General features: G+C 66.3%; 20 protein-coding genes. 9 read left to right on the top strand and 11 right to left on the bottom strand.

The features are described from left to right. Positions 1-162: 162 nt before the first annotated feature. Positions 163-2,265, bottom strand: a complete 2,103-nt coding sequence (gene glyS / locus MKL11_RS01765; RefSeq protein WP_409565797.1) for a glycine--tRNA ligase subunit beta — start codon at positions 2,263-2,265, stop codon at positions 163-165. Between the two features lie 106 nt (positions 2,266-2,371). Then, complete coding sequence (locus MKL11_RS01760; RefSeq protein ID WP_243939694.1) at positions 2,372-2,815, bottom strand: hypothetical protein; 444 nt, start codon at positions 2,813-2,815, stop codon at positions 2,372-2,374. A 136-nt stretch (positions 2,816-2,951) separates the two neighbouring features. Here MKL11_RS01760 and MKL11_RS01755 point away from each other — a divergent pair, with 136 nt between their 5' ends. Then, on the top strand, positions 2,952-3,191 hold the full coding sequence (locus tag MKL11_RS01755) for a DUF4926 domain-containing protein (protein ID WP_243939692.1): 240 nt from the start codon (positions 2,952-2,954) through the stop codon (positions 3,189-3,191). 5 nt (positions 3,192-3,196) lie between these two features. Then, the gene (locus tag MKL11_RS01750; RefSeq protein ID WP_243939690.1) at positions 3,197-3,538 is read left to right on the top strand and encodes a DUF6883 domain-containing protein; all 342 of its coding nucleotides are present in this window, start codon (positions 3,197-3,199) and stop codon (positions 3,536-3,538) included. A gap of 4 nt (positions 3,539-3,542) precedes the next feature. On the opposite strand, the gene MKL11_RS01745 is transcribed toward MKL11_RS01750, so the two are convergent. Continuing rightward, a complete protein-coding gene (locus tag MKL11_RS01745) occupies positions 3,543-4,451 on the bottom strand; it encodes a glycine--tRNA ligase subunit alpha (RefSeq protein ID WP_243939688.1) in 909 nt (302 codons plus the stop codon). 152 nt (positions 4,452-4,603) lie between these two features. On the opposite strand from MKL11_RS01745, the gene MKL11_RS01740 reads away from it, so the two are divergent. Both MKL11_RS01740 and MKL11_RS01735 read left to right on the top strand, forming a co-directional pair. Beyond that, positions 4,604-5,062 carry a GNAT family N-acetyltransferase gene (locus tag MKL11_RS01740; protein ID WP_243939686.1) on the top strand — a complete coding sequence of 153 codons (459 nt, stop codon included), beginning with the start codon at positions 4,604-4,606 and terminating at the stop codon, positions 5,060-5,062. Between the two features lie 142 nt (positions 5,063-5,204). Then, positions 5,205-5,480 carry a hypothetical protein gene (locus tag MKL11_RS01735; protein WP_243939684.1) on the top strand — a complete coding sequence of 92 codons (276 nt, stop codon included), beginning with the start codon at positions 5,205-5,207 and terminating at the stop codon, positions 5,478-5,480. Positions 5,481-5,599: 119 nt separating this feature from the next. On the opposite strand, the gene MKL11_RS01730 is transcribed toward MKL11_RS01735, so the two are convergent. The 7 genes from MKL11_RS01730 to MKL11_RS01700 form a co-directional block, all read right to left on the bottom strand. Further along, positions 5,600-6,106, bottom strand: coding sequence for an MmcB family DNA repair protein (locus MKL11_RS01730; RefSeq protein WP_243939683.1), 507 nt, complete (start codon positions 6,104-6,106; stop codon positions 5,600-5,602). A gap of 112 nt (positions 6,107-6,218) precedes the next feature. Next, on the bottom strand, positions 6,219-7,004 hold the full coding sequence (locus tag MKL11_RS01725; protein ID WP_243939682.1) for a cobalamin-binding protein: 786 nt from the start codon (positions 7,002-7,004) through the stop codon (positions 6,219-6,221). Between the two features lie 22 nt (positions 7,005-7,026). Beyond that, positions 7,027-7,548: a DedA family protein gene (locus MKL11_RS01720; RefSeq protein ID WP_243939681.1), complete on the bottom strand. Its 522-nt coding sequence runs from the start codon at positions 7,546-7,548 to the stop codon at positions 7,027-7,029. Positions 7,549-7,891: 343 nt separating this feature from the next. Continuing rightward, a complete protein-coding gene (locus MKL11_RS01715) occupies positions 7,892-8,476 on the bottom strand; it encodes a hypothetical protein (RefSeq protein WP_243939679.1) in 585 nt (194 codons plus the stop codon). Continuing rightward, positions 8,473-9,657, bottom strand: coding sequence for a toll/interleukin-1 receptor domain-containing protein (locus tag MKL11_RS01710; RefSeq protein ID WP_243939677.1), 1,185 nt, complete (start codon positions 9,655-9,657; stop codon positions 8,473-8,475). Before MKL11_RS01710 ends, MKL11_RS01715 begins: the two co-directional genes overlap by 4 nt. Then, positions 9,654-10,256: a TIR domain-containing protein gene (locus tag MKL11_RS01705; RefSeq protein WP_243939676.1), complete on the bottom strand. Its 603-nt coding sequence runs from the start codon at positions 10,254-10,256 to the stop codon at positions 9,654-9,656. Before MKL11_RS01705 ends, MKL11_RS01710 begins: the two co-directional genes overlap by 4 nt. Positions 10,257-10,271: 15 nt before the next feature. Then, complete coding sequence (locus tag MKL11_RS01700) at positions 10,272-10,751, bottom strand: TIR domain-containing protein (protein WP_243939675.1); 480 nt, start codon at positions 10,749-10,751, stop codon at positions 10,272-10,274. Positions 10,752-11,178: 427 nt separating this feature from the next. Between MKL11_RS01700 and pdxY the strand changes: the two genes are divergently transcribed. Then, positions 11,179-12,027, top strand: coding sequence for a pyridoxal kinase PdxY (pdxY, locus tag MKL11_RS01695; protein WP_243939674.1), 849 nt, complete (start codon positions 11,179-11,181; stop codon positions 12,025-12,027). Between the two features lie 33 nt (positions 12,028-12,060). Here pdxY and MKL11_RS01690 read toward each other — a convergent pair whose 3' ends face one another. After that, complete coding sequence (locus tag MKL11_RS01690; protein WP_243939673.1) at positions 12,061-12,540, bottom strand: OsmC family protein; 480 nt, start codon at positions 12,538-12,540, stop codon at positions 12,061-12,063. A 163-nt stretch (positions 12,541-12,703) separates the two neighbouring features. Between MKL11_RS01690 and MKL11_RS01685 the strand changes: the two genes are divergently transcribed. From MKL11_RS01685 to MKL11_RS01670, 4 genes are all read left to right on the top strand, one after another. Continuing rightward, complete coding sequence (locus MKL11_RS01685) at positions 12,704-13,588, top strand: PhzF family phenazine biosynthesis protein (protein WP_243939672.1); 885 nt, start codon at positions 12,704-12,706, stop codon at positions 13,586-13,588. Continuing rightward, positions 13,581-14,285 (top strand): NUDIX hydrolase, encoded by a 705-nt coding sequence (locus tag MKL11_RS01680; protein ID WP_243939671.1) that lies wholly within the window; start codon positions 13,581-13,583, stop codon positions 14,283-14,285. Before MKL11_RS01685 ends, MKL11_RS01680 begins: the two co-directional genes overlap by 8 nt. 409 nt (positions 14,286-14,694) lie before the next feature. Beyond that, positions 14,695-15,558 carry a flagellar motor stator protein MotA gene (motA, locus tag MKL11_RS01675; protein ID WP_243939670.1) on the top strand — a complete coding sequence of 288 codons (864 nt, stop codon included), beginning with the start codon at positions 14,695-14,697 and terminating at the stop codon, positions 15,556-15,558. A gap of 22 nt (positions 15,559-15,580) precedes the next feature. After that, a complete protein-coding gene (locus tag MKL11_RS01670; protein WP_243939669.1) occupies positions 15,581-16,441 on the top strand; it encodes a flagellar motor protein MotB in 861 nt (286 codons plus the stop codon). The last annotated feature ends 503 nt before the right edge of the window (positions 16,442-16,944 follow it).

Genomic DNA, 16,944 nt, shown 5'->3' with positions numbered 1-16,944 from the left:
AAACCGCGCGACCTCCAACCAATCCCCCTCATCCTGAGGCGGCGCAGCGAAGCGGAGCCCTCGAAGGAGCCCTCCAGCCGGCCGCACGATCCCTGGAGCCCTCCTTCGAGGCTCGCTGCGCTCGCGCCTCAGGATGAGGGGGGCGGGATGGGACGGCAGCCGCTATCCCTCGATCTTCGAGAAATCGGCCACCGCGCGGGTCGCGGCGCGGAGCGCGTTGAGCAGCAGCAGGCGGTTCTCGCGGAGCTTCGGGTCGGCGGCGTTGACGGTCACGTCCTGGAAGAAGGCGTCGACCGGCGCGCGCAGGGTCGAGAGCGCGCGCATCGCCCCGGCAAAGTCCTCGGTCGCGATGGCTTGCGATGCCGTCGCGGCGGCGGCCGCCAGGGCCTCGGCGAGCGCCCGCTCGGCCGGCTCGCCGGACGCCGCCAGTGCAGAGTCGGGCGCGCCATCGTAGGCGCGGCCGTCCTTCTTCTCCTCGATCCGCAGGATGTTCGAGGCGCGCTTGACCCCGGCCAGCAGGTTTTTGCCGTCTTCGGTCTCCAGGAAGGCCTGCAACGCCTCGACTCGGCGCACCACCATCAGCAGGTCGTCCTGGCCGGGCAGCGCGAAGACCGCATCGATCAGATCGTGCCGGGCACCCTGGTCGCGCAGGTAAACTTTGAGGCGGTCGGCGAAGAAATCCAATAATTCAGCACTTCTATTGCCTACAGTTAAACTCCCATAGGTCGAAGCATTTGTCTTCCGAAGATAAGAATTCTTTATAGACTCATCGATTTTCGATGTATGCGCTCCGGAAATCTCCACCAAATTCAGGCGGCGTCCTTCAAGAATCAGCCGGATCACTCCCAACGCCGCCCGCCGCAGCGCATACGGGTCCTTGCTTCCCGTCGGCTTCTCGTCGATCGCCCAAAAACCCACCAGCGTGTCGAGCTTGTCGGCCAGCGCCACCGCGATCGAGACCGGGTCGCCCGGCACCCGGTCGGAGGGGCCGACCGGCTTGTAATGCTCCTCGATGGCGGCGCAGACGCTCGGGTGCTCGCCCTGGAGCGCCGCGTATTTGCGGCCCATCAGGCCCTGCAGCTCCGGGAACTCGCCGACCATCTCGGTGACGAGGTCGGCCTTGGCGAGCCGCGCCGCGCGCTCGGCCAGCGCCGGATCGGCCCCGACCAGCGGCGCCAGCGCCTGCGCCAGGGCGGCGATGCGGGCGATCCGCTCGCCCTGGGTGCCGAGCTTTTCGTGGAAGACGATGCTGTCGAGCTTAGGCAGCCGGTCCTCGAGCTTGGTGGCCTTGTCGGTCTCCCAGAAGAACTTCGCGTCCGACAGGCGCGCCCGCACCACCCGCTCGTTGCCGGCGGTGATCGCTTGGCCGCCGTCCGAGGCCAGAAGATTCGAGACCAGGATGAAGGCCGGCGCCAGATCCTCCGAGCCGCTTTTCCGCAGGACGAAGCATTTCTGGTTCGCCCGGATGGTCGCCCGGATCGCCTCGGCCGGGATCTCGAGGAAGGCCGCGTCGAAGGAGCCCATCAGCACCACCGGCCATTCCACCAGGCCGGCCACCTCCTCCAGCAGGCCCTCGTCCTCCACGAGGTCGAGGCCGCGCGCGAAGGCGAGGTCGCGGGCGTCGTGCAGGATCACGTCCTTGCGCCGGTCGGCGTCGAGGATGACCTTCGCCCGCTCCAGGGCCTGGATATAGTCGTCGAACCGGCGGACCTCGATCGGCCCCGGCGCCAGGAACCGGTGGCCGTAGGTGACGGTCCCGGCCGCGATGCCGCCGACCGCGAACGGCACCACCTCGGGGGACTCGGTCTCCGGGCCGAAGGTCGCGACGATCGATTGCAGCGGCCGCACCCAGCGCAGGGCGCCGGGCTGAGCCGACGCCGCGCCCCAGCGCATCGCCTTCGGCCAGGGAAAGCTCTTGATGATCTCGGGCAGGAGCTCGGCGAGCACGTCCAGGGTCTCGCGGCCGGGCCGCTCGATCACCGCGAGGTAGAATTCCCCTTTCTTGGGGTCCGTGATTCTCTGGGCCTCGTCCAGGCTCGCCAGGCCCGCGCCCTTCAGGAACCCCTGGATGGCGGCCTCGGGGGCGCCGACCCGCGGGCCTCTGCGTTCTTCCCGGACCGCCTCGCCCCGGGCCGGCAGGCCGGCGATGTGCAGGGCCAGGCGGCGCGGCGTCGAGAACGCCTTGGCGCCCTCGTACAGGAAGCCGCGCTCGACCAGCGCGTCGGTGACGAGCTTCTTGAGATCCTCCGCCGCGCGCCGCTGCATGCGGGCGGGGATCTCTTCCGAGCGGAGTTCGAGCAGGAGGTCGGGCATGGCGCGGCCATATCGCCGCGCCGCAGGCCTGTCGAGGGTCGAACGGCCGGGGCCGGCCTTATTGCGCCTCGCCCTTCAGGATGGTGGAGAGCTGCCACTTGCGGTCGCCGATCGCGTGGGCGTCGGAGACCCGCCAGGCTCCGTCCTCGCGGACGAGGTCGTAGACGATGGATTTCGAGCCGTCCCCGCCCTTGCGCTCCACCGTGACCTTCGCCTGATCCTTACCCTCGGTCGCCTCCTTGAAGGTCAGGGCGTTCACGGTGTCGGGCTTCAGGGGCTCGCCGTTGAGGCGGTAGTCGAAATCGAGGCTGCCGGTGGCGCCGTTGGCCTGCTTGGCGTCGGCGTCGAACAGGCCCTGAAGGCGCTTGGTGTAAACGGTGGAGTGATTCGGGTGCGGCTCGGCATAGAGCTTCTTGACCACCGCCTCCGGACCGGGATCGGCCGCGAGCGCCGGGCCGAGGCCGAACGCGAGGATGCCGAGGGCGAGGAGGGTCTGTTTCATCATGGGATTCCCGCGTCTGCGGACGCGCCGAGGCGCGCCGGTTGGCGGGGGTTGCAACGCGCGAGGGCGCAAGGGGCTCCGCCGCAGACCCGTGGAAGCACTTGCGCGCCTGCGGACGGCGCGCACATGATACGGCATGTCGTTCGACACGCTGTATCAGTCCCGTGATCCGGTGACGCCCCGGCCGGCCTTCGCCGAGTTGAGCGTGGTCGCGGTGCTGCGCGATGTGCAGACCGACGACGGCGACACGATTCCGGCCGGCACGGAAGGCACGATCGTCGGCATCTGGGCCGGCGGCGAAGCCTACGAGGTCGAGTTCGACGAGCCGGTGGTGGGCAACGCCACGGTTCGCGCGGAAGCCCTGCGGGCGGCCTGAGGGCGGTGGCCGACGATTCCGCTGACTGGACCCCGGATCTCACGATCGCCGAGTCCAAGATCCACGGCTACCTGCTGAACCTCGATCATCGGAAGGGTCGACACAAAGCCCGCGTCCTGCTGGCCTGCGGCTTCACGCAATCCGGTGGCGATTTGCTGGTCTCGGCCCTCTTCCGACACGCGCGCCCGAGCCAGCTCGTGCGTGAGTTTGCGGATGTCCATGGCCGCAAGTTCGTCTACGAGGGCCCGCTGGAAAGCCCGGATGGACGCAACCCGCTGTTCCGGTCCGTCTGGCAATCGAAGCCCGAGGACCCGCGCCGCTTCTTCTGCACGGCCTATCCGCTTTGAGGTCTCAAGCGCCCCCGGCCGCCGTTCTCAGCCACGCCGCGCCGCAAGCCTTGGCCAATTCCCGAACCCGCAGGATGTAGCTCTGGCGCTCGGTGACCGAGATCACCCCGCGAGCGTCGAGCAGGTTGAAGACGTGGCTCGCCTTGATGCACTGGTCGTAGGCCGGCTGCGCCATGCGGTGGCGCTCGGTCTCCGCCGCAGGGGCGCCGGCGTCCAGATAGGACCGGCAGGCGGTCTCCGCGTCGGTGAACTGGCGGAACAGCATCGCCGTGTCGGCCGCCTCGAAATTGTGCCGGGAATATTCCTGCTCGGCCTGCAGGAATACGTCGCCATAGGTGATCCGGTCAGGCCCCTCGGCACCGTTGAAGTCGAGGTCGTAGACGTTCTCGACGCCCTGGACGTACATGGCGAGCCGCTCGAGCCCGTAGGTCAGCTCGCCGGCCACCGGGGCGCATTCGAAGCCCGCCACCTGCTGAAAGTAAGTGAACTGGCTGACCTCCATCCCGTCGCACCAGCATTCCCAGCCGAGGCCCCAGGCGCCGAGCGTCGGGCTCTCCCAATCGTCCTCGACGAAGCGGATGTCGTGGAGCTTCAGGTCGACCCCGATGGCGTCGAGGGAGGCGAGATAGAGCTCCTGCAGGTTGGGCGGGTTCGGCTTCAGGATCACCTGGAACTGGTAATAGTGCTGGAGCCGGTTGGGGTTCTCGCCGTAGCGGCCGTCCTTGGGCCGGCGCGACGGCTGGACATAGGCCGCCTTCCAGGGCTTGGGGCCCAGCGCCCGCAGCGTCGTCGCCGGATGGAACGTGCCGGCACCGACCTCCATGTCGTAGGGCTGGAGGATCACGCAGCCCTGCGCCGCCCAGAATTCCTGCAGCGTCAGGATCAGCCCCTGGAACGATTTCTTGTGGGACATGGGCGGCGAGGGCTCGGCGATGCGGGGCGGGTCTGGGTGTCGGCGCGCCGGTTTAGGTGCGGGCGGCGGGGGGTGCAAGACGAGGGCGCCCCTTGCGCCCGCGTGGCGGACGATGGTCAGCTTCCCCCGACGCGGCAGGGGAGGGGCGGATCGTGACGACCAGTCCGGAAGCAATCGAGATTCGCCCGATCGGCGCGGGGGACCGGGCGGCGTGGCTGCCGCTGTGGCGGGGCTACCAGGCCTTCTACGAGGTCGACATCGCCGAGGCGGTCACCGACTGCACCTGGGACCGCCTCAACGATCCGGCCGAGCCGGTGGACGGCGCCCTGGCCTGGCGGGGCGCCGAGGCGGTCGGGCTCGTCCACCATATCCGCCATCGCTCGGCGTGGACGATCGGCGATTACTGCTACCTCCAGGATCTGTTCGTGGCGGATGTTGCCCGCGGCGCGGGAATCGGACGCCGGCTGATCACGCATGTCTATGACGCAGCCAAGGCCGCCGGGTGTTCGCGCGTCCACTGGCTGACCCACGAGACCAATACCGACGCGATGCTGCTCTACGACCGGATCGCGGAGCGGTCGGGCTTCGTCCAATACCGCAAGATCCTCTGACATCAGCGCCGGGTGTGCGGGCAAGCACGCAAGCCAGACTGTTTTCGGTGCAGAGCGGGAACCGTCAAGTTCGCGGCCAAGTTATCGCCGCAAACAGGGGATTTCGGCACCTGAGCGCGCCGAACACGACGGACCACCGATCATGCAACAGGCTCGCACGCGTCACGATTTCGGCCGCAAGAACCTCGCCGTCCTGGCCGCCATCGCCGTCTCGGCCATGGCCGCCACCCCGTTCGTGATGAGCGCCAGCCGCGCGCTGGCGACCCCGGAGGAGCCGGCCATCACGGCGACCCTGCGGGTGGACCCGGTGGAGGTCTCCCCCGTGGCGGCCCCCAAGGAGGCGGCGCCCTGCCTGCGCAAGGTGCGGGTCGTCTACAGCGGCTACGGCACCCCGTCCGACGCCTGCACCACCCGCTGAGAACACAGTCAGGGTTTCAAAAGGTCCGAGACCTTTTGCGGGTGCAGGGCAGAGCCCTGCTGCATCGGGGCTCTGCCCCGACACCCCGCCAAAAGGGCGTAGCCCTTTAGAATCCCTCGTTAAAGCGCCCCTTCCCGCACTGCGCCCGGATCGGCCAGGGCGTGGAGGATGCGGGCGGCGCTGTGGGCGAAGCGGAGGGTGACGGCCTTGCGGCGGGGGCCGCTGAGCGGGTGCTCGGGGGCTTCCCGCAGGATGCCGGCGCCGTAGCCGTCGGCGACGATCAGGCCGCATTCCTCCGGGATCAGGGATTCGGGCACGTCCTCGGGGATGGCGAAGAAGAACCGGTCGCAGAAGTCCTTGTAATCAGACCACTTTCTGTCGGCGCGGAAATCCGCGACGCTCGACTTGATCTCCACGATGGTCAGCCGGCCCGCGCCGCACAGGGCGATCACGTCGGCCCGGCGGCCGTTGACCAGGGAAAATTCCGGCAGGGTGACGCAGCCCATCTCGGAGAACAGCCGGCGCACCCCGCGCTGGATCCGCAGGGCGGTGGGCGATTGCCGTCCATCGGGGGGCAGGATCAGGGTGCCCGCCGGGAGCGCGGGGAGGCCGAGGGAAGCGGACATGCGGGGCCGGGATGCGCCTGTGTCGATTCGGGACATCCTGCCGAATCGCGCAGCGCCCGTCACCTGCGGCGCGGCATCGCCCCCGGAGCGGCCCGGAAACAACCATTTCAGATCAGTGGCTTAGTTCCAAAAAACCCCGGATCGCGGCGAAGCCGTCCGTGAGCGCGGCGGGCCCCGGCTGGAGGATCAGCGGGGCCTTGATCTCGTGAATGCGGCCGTCGCGCACCGCCGGGATCGCGTCCCAGCCGGGGCGGGACCGGATGCGGTCGAGGTTGACCTTCTTGCCGCACCAGGAGGCCAGGATCACGTCGGGGGCGGCGGCGATCACCTGCTCGGGGGTGACGATCCGGTCCTTCGCGGCCGGCTGCCGACTGAGCTCCGGAAAGACGTCCCGGCCCCCGGCATAGCCGATCAACTCGGAGACCCAGCCGATTCCGGAGATCATCGGCGCGTCCCACTCTTCGAAATACACGCGCGGGCTGGGCGACCGCTGCGAAGAATTGGCGGCCCGGTTCAGCGATCCCGCGAAGCTGTCGGCCAGCGCCGCGGCCCGCTCCGGAACCCCGACCAGGGCCCCCAGGGTGCGGATCATCGCCAGGCAGCCCGCCACATCCCTCTGGTTGAACAGATGGACGGCGATACCCGCGCGGGCCAGATCGGCGACGATCCCGGCCTGGAGGTCGGAAAACGCCAGGACGAGGTCCGGCGCCAGCGCCAGGATCTTTGGGAGGTCGGCGCTGGTGAAGGCCGAGACCCGGGGCTTCTCCCGGCGGACCCGGGGCGGGCGCACCGCGTAGCCCGAGACGCCGACGATCCTTTCCTCCTCGCCCAGGAGGTACAGGGTCTCGACGGTCTCCTCGGTGAGGCAGACGATGCGCTCCGGCGGGAAGCGACGCATCAGCGGGCGCGCCCGAATATCATTATTGGTCGAGCCAGGTGAGCAGCCCGGCCCCAGGGGCGAGCAGCACGAAGGCCCAGACCAGGGCCGAGGCGCCGTTGGCCAGCTGGAACGGCAGCCGCGCCAGCCCGAGGGTGCCGGCGAGCAGCGGCACCAGGGCCCGGGCCGGCCCGAAGAAGCGCCCCAGCGCCACCGCGGCGATGCCCCAGCGGCCGATGAAGGTCTCCGCCTTGGCGACGAGGTCGGGATAGCGCCGCAGCGGCCATTTCGTGCGGGCGCCCGGCCCGACCCAGCGCCCGACCTCGTAGGAGAGCCAATCCCCCAGGGCGGCGCCGAGCGCGGCCGCGCCGATCACCGGCCAGAGCGGGATGTCGGCCCCCCCGACCAGGGCGCCGATGCCGATCAGGATCACGGTGGCCGGCACGAACAGCGACAGGATCGCGATCGACTCGCAGAAGGCGAGCCCCCCGGCGATCAGCGGGGTCCAGACCTTGTGCGCCTCGACGAAGGCGAGGGTCGCGCTGCGCAGGGCTTCGATGTCCATCGGGCTCGGGGGGCGGCGGGGCGACCCGACCCATCTGAGTTGGGGGCGGGCGGGGGACAAGGGTTTTGGGTATTTGGGCTTGGCTAGGCGCAGATGGGCGGGAAGTGCTGCCGGGGCAACCCCGGAGATCTTGAACGCAAGTCGCTGTATTAATCTGGCCTGCTGTCACGCGCCACCGCTGACAACCGGCACATCATTCAGGGGGCTGTGCAGCCCCGGGTTCGCGCGTGGCATCGAAAGGCAGTTTGGGCTGTGTGCAAATGCCACCTAGGCCTGACCGGAATCAAACTAGCCAGACTTTTTTGATTTCTATTCTTATTTGACCATAACAATTTTAAAAAATCTACCCTGAACCAAGTCTTTTGGAGGAAATTAGCCTCCGGCGAAATAGGCTAGAGTATGTCCTCTCACGTGCCAGCTCCTCATCATAACCGCCGTTTCGATGCACAATTGCGGCAGCCGCTCCAGTTGTAGGAACTGGCAGCACTTTTGCATTAGGGTGCGATGCGCGGAACAGATCGTATTCCTCGTAGATGCCTTCCATGCCGCCGATAATGACAGCGGCGTCGAATGGCCGACTTGCTATCATCAGCTGCCGCATCGCTGTGAGGCTTCTCCCTATATCATTACCAACCGCATCAGTCATTCGAACATCAACAAAGTTTTCCAACTCAGGAGGCAATTTACCATTGAAGAGACGGCTTTGATAAATTGTCACATGATCCGAGCTAAGATCCGCCTCCCGTACAAAAAGAGCTAGAAGTGGCGTAATAGCTGGATGCCCACCACATGTTATTCGACCAACAGGAAGAATAACCTCAACCAGCGCTTTGATAGACTCCCGTATGGCGAGGATATCGGCAGTATCAAAAAATATGCGATTGCGCTGTGGGAGCGGTACGCTTGCAGAAAGGAAAATCTCGATCATCGCATCGCCTCAGAGAGACGCTCTGGCACCTTCGCCATCTGCACGTTGCGAATGGGCAAATGTGTGTCGAGCCAGTCGAGATGGGACAACCAAGATTTAAGAATACCTCGGCTGTCATAGATAATCCAGATCTCCCCCAAGCCCAGATCCGGATCTGATATTTTTGAGAAGATCTCATTGATCCGATCAGACTTAGGAACGCCAACTGTAGGAACGATGGCAAGCGCCTTGCCCGACCGTAGCGTCAACAAGATCCACCCGTCCACCTGAACAGAAACGCTGAGCCCAAGATCTCTGGATGCATCGCAGAAACTATCAACCAAGTACCGGTGCCGCGCCGCCAATGCACGAGCGCGAAGACGTTCTGCTTCATTGCAAATATGTTCAACACTCCTATCTTTTATGAACCGCCCTCGCAGAGGTAAGTAGCTCTTGAAATCCGACCGTTTCAATTTCAAGAAATGGCTAAAAGCCGAACTGGCATCCTCCTTTAGGCCGGGCCACAGCAAGTGGAGGATTTGGACATTCGTAGCGTTGGCCTGCGCAAGTTCCGCGGCTGTCCACCGTCCTTCGCGAAAACCAGGCGTGTCGATTAATATTATAACATCAGAGTCCGTCATGCGATGCCAGAGCTCGTTTTGAAAATCTGTCGCTGGCGGAACGGAGCGCACATCTATAAAAACATCAAAGCCACGGGCATCGAGCGCTTCATAGAGTCGATCAGCAAGTGGCTGCGAACCATTGCGCTTATAACTAATAAATAGCCTTCTTTCGCGCCGCAGAAGCCTGAATGTTTCGAATATGAGCGTAGTAAGTCGAATTATCGCGTCACCCGGAGCACTTAGAGATACCGCATTGATGTGCCGCAACTGAGGGGGAATTTCGTTGCTTACACGGATCAAACTGGACACTACCGGAGCAATTACAGCCGAGTCTTCCAAAAGCTGGGCAACGAGGTCGGTATCAACTGCGAGTGAGTCATGACCAAAAAAGACAGCCATAACTGGAACGCTCAAATCAAGGCGGCCCGCATCATTTGCATCGAAGAATCGAATACTATTTTTAGGCAGACCTAAACGCATGAGGCTGTTTTCAACCTCGCCGCGCAATCGCCGTGCAACATCGCCCGGTGATCCGAGCAAAATTAATTGATAAGACGCTCTAGTGTGATTGATCATCATCGGCCAGCCATCCCGGCAGCAATCTCGATCCATTCACCAATATCTTTATGTCCGTTTTGACCCGCGAAATCGTAGGAAAGACAATGCGTGGAGAGCTGAACAGGCCTGTCAGTCTGCGGAGGAGCAAACCATAGATCGCTCTCCGGGATGGCAAGCGTGTAGTCCCCGTAAGCAATCCATTTACCGGCAGACCATTCGGCGAGAAAAATGCCACGCGCGGTCCGATAGAGGCCCATCTGAGCGAGGGGATTAGCCCCTTTCGCACTTAGCTCTTGATTATTATCGCGAACACCATGGATGAAAACAGTCAAAAGGCCGTTACCCTTCATAATACTGCGTGCGATTTCATATCGAACCCAACGTCGGCGCCAAGTATTAGCACCAGCCAGCACGCACGTGACAGAGGTATTTTCAAGCCCCTTACTGAGAAAGCGTTTCAAAGCCTCGTCACCCACTCGTTTTGAGGCTTCGAAAACACTGCTATCAAAAAAACCTTGATCTTCCTTATCATCTCTTCTCACAACCCAGCTGTTACGCACATTCCATGCGCGCCAGACATCCGGCCCGTAGTGGAAAGAGAAGAAAGTCCGTCGCGGCAATTCTACGACTCCAACTTATTTTCGCGCCTTAATTGCTGCGTCTACCCAGGATTCGATATTTGACGCGATATAGTCATATACTTTTTTACTTGTTGTATATGGTGGATCATAGGTTTTCCCTGTGACCGAAACGCCGTCAACAGTCAAATTAGCAAAAGGATCAGAACCCTTGGTTGTTTGCTCGCTGTCCGAGCCCTTGAGATTATGAATATAGATAGCTAAAACACCTATACCATCTTTCCATGCCTTCTTGATTTCATGCTTTACCCATCGCCGCCCAGCCGTCTTCTCACCGACAAGGACTACAAGACAGTCTTTATCTTTCATATTATCGGCAATCCATTTCTCAATGGCGCCGTCACCCTTCTTCTTAATCTCCTCCCATTTGTTGGCATCAAGAATTGGCTGCTCTTCAATCGACCCGATTTGTTTTATCTGCGAAACCTGCCAGCTATCAGCTTTATAGTGGAAGCTTAAAAAGCATTTTTTAGCCACTGGCGCTTCTCCTCTAATTTTCGTTGCGAGCTGATATGCCTAATCAATCAGGCATTTTACAGAATTATACCCGACCCTTGGGCCAGAGAGTGCCTGATCCGGCGTCGGGTCCAACCCCCATTTCAACTCTAGAGCGTTCGAACGCGAACCTCAAGTTTGGATAAGCGAAGTCAGGGTCGTGGAGAGCGAATATGAGCGTTCGCGTGCCTACGTTCGAGGGTGGACAGGCTGCTCGCCTCCTCGTTTGAGTTCGCGTCATCGGCACTTCGTTCCAAAGCTATCCGAACTTTAATCGGCGAAGACCTATCCTCTGCAGACTGGGGGGCCAGGCATTATCCCTCCAAACCTGCCCACCCCCATCGCTTGCGTCCGCGCCCCGGATCGCCGACAGCTTCGGCTCTCCCCACGGCACCGGGAATCACCCGCGTTGAACGTCCTGTCGATCCAGTCCCACGTCGCCTACGGCCATGTCGGCAACGCGGCGGCGGTGTTCCCGATGCAGCGGCTCGGGGTCGAGGTCTGGCCGGTCCACACGGTGCAGTTCTCCAACCACACCGGCTACGGGGCGTGGCGCGGCCCGGTCTTCGAGGCGGGGATGATCCGCGACGTGGTCCGGGGCCTCGGCGAGCGCGGGGTGCTGGGCACCTGCGACGCGGTGCTCTCGGGCTATATGGGCTCGGCCGAGATCGGGGCCGCGATCCTGGAGGCGGTGGAATCCGTGCGGGCGGCCAACCCCCGGGCACTCTATGGCTGCGATCCGGTGATCGGCGACGTCGCGGAGGGCGTCTACGTGCGGCCGGGGATCGAGGCGTTCCTGCGCGAGCGCGCCGTGCCGGTGGCCGACATCCTCACCCCCAACCAGTTCGAGCTCGGCCTGCTCACCGGCCTGCCGAGCCGCACCCTGGCCGAGGCCGGGGCGGCGATCGCGGCGCTCCAGGCCCGGGGCCCCCAGGTGGTGCTGGTCACCTCGGCGCTGTGCGCGGACACGCCGGCCGACAGCCTCGACCTGCTGGCCGGGGCGGAGGGCCGGCTGTTCCGGGTCCGCACCCCGCGGCTCGCCATCGCGGTGAACGGGGCGGGCGACTGCATCGCGGCACTGTTCCTGGTCCACTACGCCCGCACCGGCTCGGCCGCCGCGGCGCTCGGCGCCGCCGCCGCCTCGGTCTACGGCCTCCTGAAGCGCACCGCCGAGGCCGGCTCCCGGGAGATCCTCACCGTGGCCGCGCAGGAGGAGTACGTGAACCCGAGCGAGGTTTTTGCCGTCGAGGCGGTGTGAGGGGGGAGGGCATGCGCGCGTTCGGCCGCCCCCTCAATCCTTCTCCCGCACGATCGTCGGCGCGTGCGTCACCGCAAAGTTCACCGAGCGGGCGATGAAGCAGTGCGCGTGCGCCCGGTGGTGCAGCGCCAGGGCCTGCGCGGCGTCCGACTCCGCGGTGATCGTCACGCGGGGGCGCAGGGTGACGGCGGTGAACTGGCCGGCGCCGTCGGGCTGCTCGGTCATGCGGCCCTCGGCCGAGTCGGTGTAGGCCGTCACCACGATCCCGGCCTGGGCGCAGAGGCCGAGATACCAGAGCTTGTGGCAGGCGCTGAGCGAGGCGACCAGCAAATCCTCCGGGTTCCAGCGGGCCGGGTCGCCCCGGAAGGCCGGGTCGGACGAGCCCGGGATCGGGGGCTTGCCCGGGGCCGCGGCCTCGAAGGCGCGCTCGTAGCCCCGAAAACTTTGGGTGCCGGCCCCGGTATTGCCGGTCCAGGTCACCGTCACCGCGTAGCTGTGCTCCGTGTCGGCCATAGCTCCCTCCCGCCTTGGCGGCCTGGGACTCCGGTCCGCACTCGGCTACGCTCGCGCCTGGCCGCCCCGGTGAGTCGGGGCGGCGGCTTCGGAGCCTACCCGAACCGGGATCGCGGCCGCCAGCCGGGATCCGCGCGGGCTCGAACGGAAGGGAACCGACCCGATGGCGCGCCGCTTCGTCACCCTCGACGTGTTCACCGACCAAAAGCTCGCCGGCAACCCGCTGGCGGTGGTGCTCGATGCCGAGGGGCTCGACACGGCCGCGATGCAGGCGATCGCCAGCGAGTTCAACCTGTCCGAGACGGTGTTCGTGCTGCCGCCGAGCGATGCCCGCCACCGGGCGCGGCTGCGGATCTTCACGCCGCGGCAGGAGCTGCCGTTCGCCGGCCACCCGACCGTGGGCAGCGCCGTGCTGCTCGCCCTGGAAGGGCCGTCCCAGGGGGATGCCCGGGCCTTCGGCCTGGAGGAGCGGATCGGGATCGTGCCCTGCGTGGTCGAGACTTTTTCTGACGGCAGCGGCGGGCGGGCGCGGTTCAAGCTGCCGGCCCTGCCCGAATTTTTGGGCCCCGGGCCGGATCCGGCGGTGCTGGCGCCGCTCCTCGGGCTGGAGGCCAGGGACATCGGCACCGGCCGGCACGTCCCGAGCCGCCACGGGGTCGGGCCGAGCTTCACCTGCGTGCCCATCGCCTCGGTGGCGGCGCTCGACGCCGCGAAACCCGCCCAGGGGCCGGAGGCGCAGGACGGGCTGTACCTCTACGCCCCCGACCCGGAGGGTCCCGGCCAGAGCTGGCAGGTGCGGATGTTCGCGCCCCATCTCGGCGTCGCGGAGGACCCCGCCACCGGCTCGGCGGCCGCCGCCTTCGCGGGGGTGCTGATGCAGTTCGAGACCCTGGGGGAGGGCACCCACGACGTGGCGATCCGCCAGGGCGAGGCCATGGGCCGGCCGAGCGCCATCGCGCTCCAGCTCACGATCGCGGCCGGCGCCCTGCGCTCGGTGGAGATCGGCGGCGCGGCCGTCATCGTGTCGGACGGCACGCTGCGTGTCTGACGGCTTCCGGATCACCCGGCTGTCCGGCGTCACGGCCCGGCTCGTCGCCTACGACTGGCCGTTTCCCCGGGACAACGCGGCGGCGATCGCCGACCATTGGCGGGCGCGGCGCGCCCGCAGCCCCGGGATGTTCGACGGCACCGTGCTGCTCGGCTGCGCCTGCGCGGTCGATTGCGGGATCGCCCGGGTCGACCTGTTCCCGGCCACCTATTCCAGCTTCATCGCCTACCGGGACCGGGGCCGGGCGGAGGGCGGGGTGGTCAACGCCTTCGCGGCGATCGTGCCCTGGAGCGCGGACGGCGCGGTCCTGCTCGGCGCGATGGGCGCCCACACGGCCAATGCCGGCCAGCTCTACTTCCCCTGCGGCACCCCGGACCTCGACGACGTGCGCGGCGACGCGGTCGACCTCGCCGGCAGCGCCGCCCGGGAGCTCGCCGAGGAGACCGGCCTCACCCTGCCGGAGGGCGCGGCGACCGACTGGGTGCTGCTCGAGGGGCAGGGCCAGCGCGCCTTCCTGCGGCCGGTGCGGTTCCCGGAGGCGGCGGAGGCCCTGTGCGCGCGCATCGAGGCCCATCGCGGCCGGGAGTCCGAGCCGGAACTCGCCGGGATCCACGTGGCGCGCGGCGCCGCCGACCCCGAGGCCGCGCGGATGCCGGGCTTCGTGCGGGCCTATCTGGCGGATGTTTTCGGGGGGTAGCCAGGGCCCGACGCGCCGTCCGCCCAGCCATCGACGCCGTGAGCGGCAAGCGATCGCGGCCTCCGTCAGCCGACCGGAGCCCCCGCTGACGGCCGCACGGCGTCCGAGGCGGCGCGGATACCGGGACTGACGCCGTCGATGCGGAAAGGCCCCCGACAGGATCGGGCCTCGCAGCGCATCCTCCCGCGCGACCATACCCTGCGATCGACGGTGGCGTGATCGACCTCCGGTCCGCGTTCCAGGAGCCGCCCCGCGATAGCGCGGCCGCTCGACGGGGAGCGCCGGGACCAGACATCTGCAAATCCGCCGGCCACGGCTCTAAACGCGCCGTTAACCTTAATCCGTGATTTACCAGATCATGAGTGGGTTCGCGCGGGCTGTACCTGCGGCCGCGCAAGGATGATAAATTATGCGGCTGATCGTCGGCACACTGATCGTCTTCGCCTGCGTCTTCGGCAGCTACGCGATGATGGGTGGCCACCTGGTCGTCCTTTGGCAGCCGTTCGAGTTCGTCATCATCCTCGGTGCCGCGATCGGCGCCTTCGTCATCGGCAATACCGGGCCGGTGCTCAAGGCCGTGCCCGCCATGCTGGGTACGCTCGTGAAGGGACCCAAATACACGCAGAAAAGCTATGTCGAACTGCTGGGGATGCAGTACTCCTTGTACAAACTCGCGAAGCAGAAGGGTTCGATGGCGCTCGAGCCGCACATCGAAGATCCGGGCGAGTCGACGCTGTTCAACGCCTTCCCGACCTTCGCGGCGAACCATCACGCGGTCGAGTTCGTCTGCGACTACATGCGGATGGTGACGCTGGGCGCCAACAACGTCTACGAGATCGACGCGCTCATGGATGAGGAACTGCAGACGCACCACCAGGAGCAGGAGCGCGTCGTTTCGGCCCTGCAGTCGCTCGCCGACGGAACGCCGGCGCTCGGCATCGTCGCCGCCGTGCTCGGCGTGATCAAGACGATGGGGGCGATCAAGGAGCCGCCGGAGGTGCTGGGCCATCTGATCGGCGGCGCGCTGGTCGGCACCTTCTTCGGCGTCTTCGTCGCCTACGGCTTCTTCGGGCCCATGGCGCAGTCGCTCAAGAGCCTCTTCGAGGCCGAGTCCAAATACTACCTGTCCCTCAAGGCGGGTCTCCTCGCCCATATCGGCGGCCAGCCGCCGGTGATGGCGGTGGAATTCGCCCGCAAGTCCCTGATGAGCGACGTCCGCCCGACCTTCAACGAGGTGGAAGCGGCGACCGCCGCTCTGCCCGCCCAGAACTGAGCCGGTATCCAGCAGGGACCCGATGACCACGATCATCATCAAGAAGGTCAAGAAGGCCGCGCACGCGCACCATGGCGGGGCCTGGAAGATCGCCTATGCGGACTTCGTGACCGCCATGATGGCGTTCTTCCTGCTGATGTGGCTGATCAGCATGACGACGCAGGAGCAGAAGAACGGGCTGGCGGAATACTTCGCGCCGTCGGCTTCGAGCCCCGCAACCAGCGGCGCCGGCGGAATGCTGTACGGCACCGCCCTGGACACGTCCGGCAACAAGGCGTCCACGCCCCGCGACGCCGGGAGGGGCTCGGCCGAGCCGGAGGCGAGCGCGCGCTCGACCAGTCCGGGCCGCGCCAGCGATCGCGATGCCAGCCGTCCCGCCGCCAGCGTGCAGGCCGACTTCAGCGCCATCGCCAGCCTCCGGCAGGCGCTCCAGACGCTGCCCGACATCGCCGAGCTGTCGCACAACATCGTGATCGAGCCGACCAAGGAGGGCGTGAACGTGTCCCTCGTGGACGAGGACGGCCGCTCCATGTTCCGCGAGGGCTCGGTCGACCCCTACGACCGCACCCGTCGCGTGCTGGAGGCGCTCGCGCCCGCCCTGCGCAGGCTGCCCAACCGCCTGTCGATCACCGGCCACACGGCCGCCGCGCGCCCGGGCTCGGCCCGGGCCGTCGAACCCTGGAACCTCACCGCCGGGCGTGCGCTCGCCGTGCGCGATATCCTGTCGGGGGCCGGGGTTCCCAACGACAACTTCATGTCCGTGGTAGGACGCGCCGACACCGAGCCGGTTTTCCCCGACAATCCCTACCTCGCGCCGAACCGACGGGTGACGATCACGCTGCTCCATGCGAACCCGCCGGCCCCCCCGAACCTGTTCCGCTGACGTCACGGCTCCAAGGCCTCGATTGCGCGCGCTCGCTGACGCCGAACCGGTATCCGTTTCGGTGGTGCGCGCTCTAGGTGTCCAGTCCCGAAGTGTGCTGGTGCATCAACGACGCTGACGCGTCAGGCGGTGGATGCACTATGGCAGGAATTCTCACGGCAGCGCCCGAACGACGCCGCGTGTTCGACCGGCACAGGTCGGCCGCCGGAGCGTCCCGCCCGCCGCGGGTTCAGAGCCGACGACCTCGGGCGATCGTCCGTCTCCAAGAGCCCTGACGCGTCCTGACGCGTCCTGGCACGGGCTCTCGGCGACCTCGGACAGGCTCGGCGGCGATGGCGAGCCGTCCGCGGCCGCGGTCTGGTTCAGAACCTGACCGTGAACGCGCCCCTGGCGGCGTGGTCCTGGGCGCGGGCGCCGATCTGGCCGGTGTAGGACACGCCCAAGGTGGCGGCCGGGGTGAGCAGCACCGCCAGCCCGGCCTCGGCGACCACGGCGTCCCGGTC

It is taken from the genome of Methylobacterium sp. J-077 (genome assembly GCF_022829365.1).
Classification (GTDB): domain Bacteria; phylum Pseudomonadota; class Alphaproteobacteria; order Rhizobiales; family Beijerinckiaceae; genus Methylobacterium.
This window is presented reverse-complemented; position numbering and strand designations above follow the sequence as displayed.